The organism is Streptomyces sp. SBT349 (assembly GCF_001083795.1).
Taxonomy (GTDB): Bacteria; Actinomycetota; Actinomycetes; order Streptomycetales; family Streptomycetaceae; genus Streptomyces.
On sequence record NZ_LAVK01000518.1, the window covers coordinates 1 to 3,733 of the forward strand.

Sequence of the window (3,733 nt, forward strand, 5' to 3'; positions counted from 1 at the left end):
CCTTCGGGGCGGGCCTCTCGTCCGGCTCGTCGTCCGGGGTGCCGTCGGGGGTGCCGTCGGGCTCGCCGTCCGTCGTGGCGGGCAGGCGCAGGACGCTGGTCGGCTGGTCGACGCGAGGCGGCTCCTGCGGTCCGGCCGCTTCCGCGTCCGGCTTCTCCCCGGCCCTCTCGTCGGTGTGGTCGTCGTCCTTCTCGTCGCCCTTCTCCGCGCCCTTCTCCGTGTCCTTCTCGTCGGCCTTCTCGGGCAGGCGGAGCACGCTGGTGGGCTGGTCGACGCGCGGGGCGGGTGCCTCCGGCGGCTCCGCGGCCTGGGGCCCGGCGGGTATGACGACCCGGGGATCGGCCTTCACGGGCTTCTCCGCGACGGCCGCCTCCGGCGGTTCGGCCGTCTCCGCCTCGGGCTCCTCGTCGCCCTCGGCCGCCACCGCCGCCTCGTTCTCCCCTTCCGGCGCGGCCTTCTCCTCGGCCCTCTTCTCGTCCTTCTCGTCGGCCTCTTCCTCGGCCTCCTCGCCGCCTGGTGGCGGCGCAGCCGCCCGCCGCTCCTCCGGCGGCTCCGGCGCGGCCTTCTCCGGCGCCGTCGCCTGCGCCGGCAGGCGGAGAACGCCGGTCGGCTGGTCGACGGCCGGTGCCCCCGTTTCCGGGATCCGCAGCGAGGTCGTCCGCTGGTCGGCACCTCCCTCCGTGCCCTCGCGATCCTCGTCCCCGGGAACCTTGCCAACCTGGGGAACCCTTCCGGGGTCCTCAGGCGTCTTTTCCGATGACTCCTGCTCCCGCTCCCGATCCGAAATGTCCGGGGACTCGCCCGACACCCGTACCTCCCAACGCGTTGTCAACCGATCTGGCTATCCGGCTGCTGTGCCCACCAGTCTGCCGGGTCCCGCGCACCTCGGTGCGACACGCCGGAAGCGGTGGATTTCTGCTGCCTGTAGGCAAGGACGGCAACGACATATCTACGGGTTCCCTCACAAAACAACCACGCACCCTCGACAGAACAATGTGAGAGGCGTCACCCTGTCTGTCATCCACGCGGGGAGGCATGGATGGGCAGGAGTCGTAGAACCATTCCGGAGGAGCTGCTGCTGCTCGCTCTGGACCCGGCCACGGGTACCACCGCGCAGCCGCAGTCGCTCGACCTCGGCCTCGCCGGGGCCCAGCTCGTCGAGCTGGCCCTGGCGGGACGGATAGCCCCAGACGGGGACCGAATAGCCGTGGTGCTGCCACGGCCGACCGGAGATCCCACGCTGGACTCCGCACTGGAGCTGCTGCGCAGGCGCGGCAGCCCCGTCCGGGCGGTCCACTGGATCGGCGGGCCCAGACTCGGGCTGCGTCAAACGTATCTCTCGCATCTGGAACGCTGCGGCATGGTGCACGCGGTGGAGAACCAGATGTGCGGAGTTCTGCCAACGACCAGGTACCAGGCGACGGATACCGCGGTCAGCAGGCAGATCCGGGCTCGGCTGGACACCGCGATCCGTACCGGAACGCCACCGGACGCACGGACCGCGGCCCTGGCGGCGCTGGCTCACGCCGTGGGCCTGGGCAAACACCTGTATCCCGGGAACGAGGGGCGCTCGTCGCGCTCCCGGCTCAGGGATCTGATCAGGCACGACCCGATGGGCGGCTTGGTGGCACACGCCGTCATGGACGTGCAGAACGGCGTGGCCGGGCAGGCGGCCGCCGCGCGTCGCCCGCAACAGGGCGCCGCCCGGAAGCCGGTCCGCGCACCGGCGCCGGCGATGGCTGTGGTCGGACAGCCCCAGCAGCTCGGCGACCAGGCACGGCGGAGAGGAGGGGCGCGAGCCGCGGTAGTTCGTCCTTCGCTCTCGCACTAGGCGCTGCGGCGCAGGTGTCCTCGGCGCCGGCGCCCCACTCGACCAACCCGGGAGCCGCGTGCGAGCACGGGGTGTGGCGACGGCCGTAGACGACGGCCGCCGTCACACCCCATGCTTGTGTCCGGCCACCCTCTGTCGCGATGTCCGGGGCCGTCGCGAAGCCCACGTTCGTCGCATTCCGCGGAGTCCGAGCGGGCGCACCGCGCCAGGTGGCAGTCTGCTGGCAGGAACGGTCTTCCCCGACCGGCCGGAACGACGGAGGTGCACAAGTCCGTGGCGGGCAACGTCAATCCCACTGTCCGGCGGCGCCGGCTCGGCCAGGAGCTGAGGCGGCTGCGCGAGGAGCGCGCGATGACCGCCGAGGAGGTCGCGGAGAGGCTTCTCGTCTCCCAGTCCAAGATCAGCCGGCTGGAGAACGGCCGCCGCAGCATCAGCCCGCGCGACGTGCGGGACCTCTGCGGGGTCTACGAGGTGGCGGACCAGAAGCTGGTCGAGTCCCTGATGCAGATGGCCCGGGAGTCGCGCCAGCAGGGCTGGTGGCACGCGTTCGCCGAACTGTCGCCGACCTACAGCGTGTACATCGGCCTGGAGACGGACGCCTCGTCGCTGCGCGTCTACGAGCCGCAGATGGTGCCGGGGCTGTTCCAGACCCCCGATTACGCCACCGCCCTCATAGCGGGCGCCCTGCCCGAGATCGGGCAGGACGAGGTCAACAGCAGGGTCCAGGTCCGGCTCCGCCGCCAGCAGCGGGTCTGGGACGAGCGGAATCCGTTACGGCTGTGGGCCGTCGTGGACGAGGCGGCGCTGCGCCGCGTGGTCGGCGGGGCCGCGACGATGCTGGAGCAGATCCACCGGCTCACCGAGTGCTCGCGGCTGCCGAACGTGACGCTCCAGGTGCTCCCCTTCTCCGCGGGCGCGCACCCGGCGGTCAACGGGCAGTACTCCATCCTGGAGTTCCCCGAGGCGTCCGACTCCACGGTGATCTACCTGGAGGGCGGCACCAGCGACCTCTATCTGGAGAAGCCGCACGACGTGCAGTACTACAGCGTCATGTACGAGCACCTGCGGGCCCAGGCGCTCAGTCCCGAGGCCACGCGCGGGCTCCTCGACGCCCTCGCCAGGGACTACCGGCAGGCGCTCGGGTAGCCGCCGAGCCGCGGAGAATACACGCCAACTCCCTTGCCAGGCAGGTAAGTACCCGCCCCGCCACCCACACGGGTGAAGCAGCAGGTCACCTGCCGATCCGGACTAGTACGGTCGCCGCACCACTACACCGACCGGTCAGAATCCGGAGTGAACATGGCAAGGGAGCAAGGCATGGCGCACACCTGGACCAAGTCGTCCTATTCCGGGGGGAACGGGGCGTGTCTGGAGGTCACGATCCCGGCGGGTGACCTGTTAGCGGTCCGCGACTCGAAGGCGCCCGCGGGGCCGAGCCTCGGCTTCGGGGCGGGCTCGTGGTCGGCGTTCCTCGCCGGGCTCGAATGCCCGAGGGGCGGGACGTTCCCCCGCTGAGCGGGCCGCGGACGGTCACTGTCAGTGGTGGCTGCGAGCATGGGGGCATGAACGGGATCAGCGCGTACTGGGACGCCGCCGCGTCCAGCTTCGACGAGGAGCCGGACCACGGGCTGCGTGATCCGGCGGTCAGGGCCGCGTGGGCGCGGCGCCTCGGGGAGTGGGTGCCGCCCGGCGCGCCACAGGCGCCCGGCGGAAGCGGTGGGGCCGGTGAGGCCGGTGAGGTCGGTGGGCGCGAGGTGCTCGACGTCGGCTGCGGCACGGGAACGCTGTCCGTCCTGCTCGCCGGGGCGGGACACCGGGTGACCGGTGTCGACATAGCGCCGCGCATGGTGGCCGCGGCGCGGCGGAAGGCGGCGCGGGCGGGGGTGGAGGCCGCGTTCGTGG

General features: G+C 72.0%; 4 protein-coding genes and 1 pseudogene. 4 read left to right on the forward strand and 1 reads right to left on the reverse strand.

Going from position 1 to position 3,733, the window contains the following annotated elements; translation table 11 throughout:
* Positions 1-808 (reverse strand): annotated as a pseudogene (locus ADY01_RS33935) (hypothetical protein); the annotation flags it as partial.
* Between the two features lie 231 nt (positions 809-1,039).
* Between ADY01_RS33935 and ADY01_RS33940 the strand changes: the two are divergent.
* The 4 genes from ADY01_RS33940 to ADY01_RS33955 all read left to right on the forward strand — a co-directional run.
* On the forward strand, positions 1,040-1,831 hold the full coding sequence (locus tag ADY01_RS33940; RefSeq protein WP_049580616.1) for a GOLPH3/VPS74 family protein: 792 nt from the start codon (positions 1,040-1,042) through the stop codon (positions 1,829-1,831).
* A gap of 273 nt (positions 1,832-2,104) precedes the next feature.
* Entirely contained in the window at positions 2,105-2,977 is an 873-nt protein-coding gene (locus ADY01_RS33945) for a helix-turn-helix domain-containing protein (protein ID WP_049580619.1), read from the forward strand.
* Between the two features lie 153 nt (positions 2,978-3,130).
* A complete protein-coding gene (locus tag ADY01_RS33950) occupies positions 3,131-3,346 on the forward strand; it encodes a DUF397 domain-containing protein (RefSeq protein WP_049580617.1) in 216 nt (71 codons plus the stop codon).
* 47 nt (positions 3,347-3,393) lie between these two features.
* The coding region (locus ADY01_RS33955; protein WP_049580618.1) for a class I SAM-dependent methyltransferase at positions 3,394-3,733 on the forward strand (340 nt) is incomplete at its 3' end.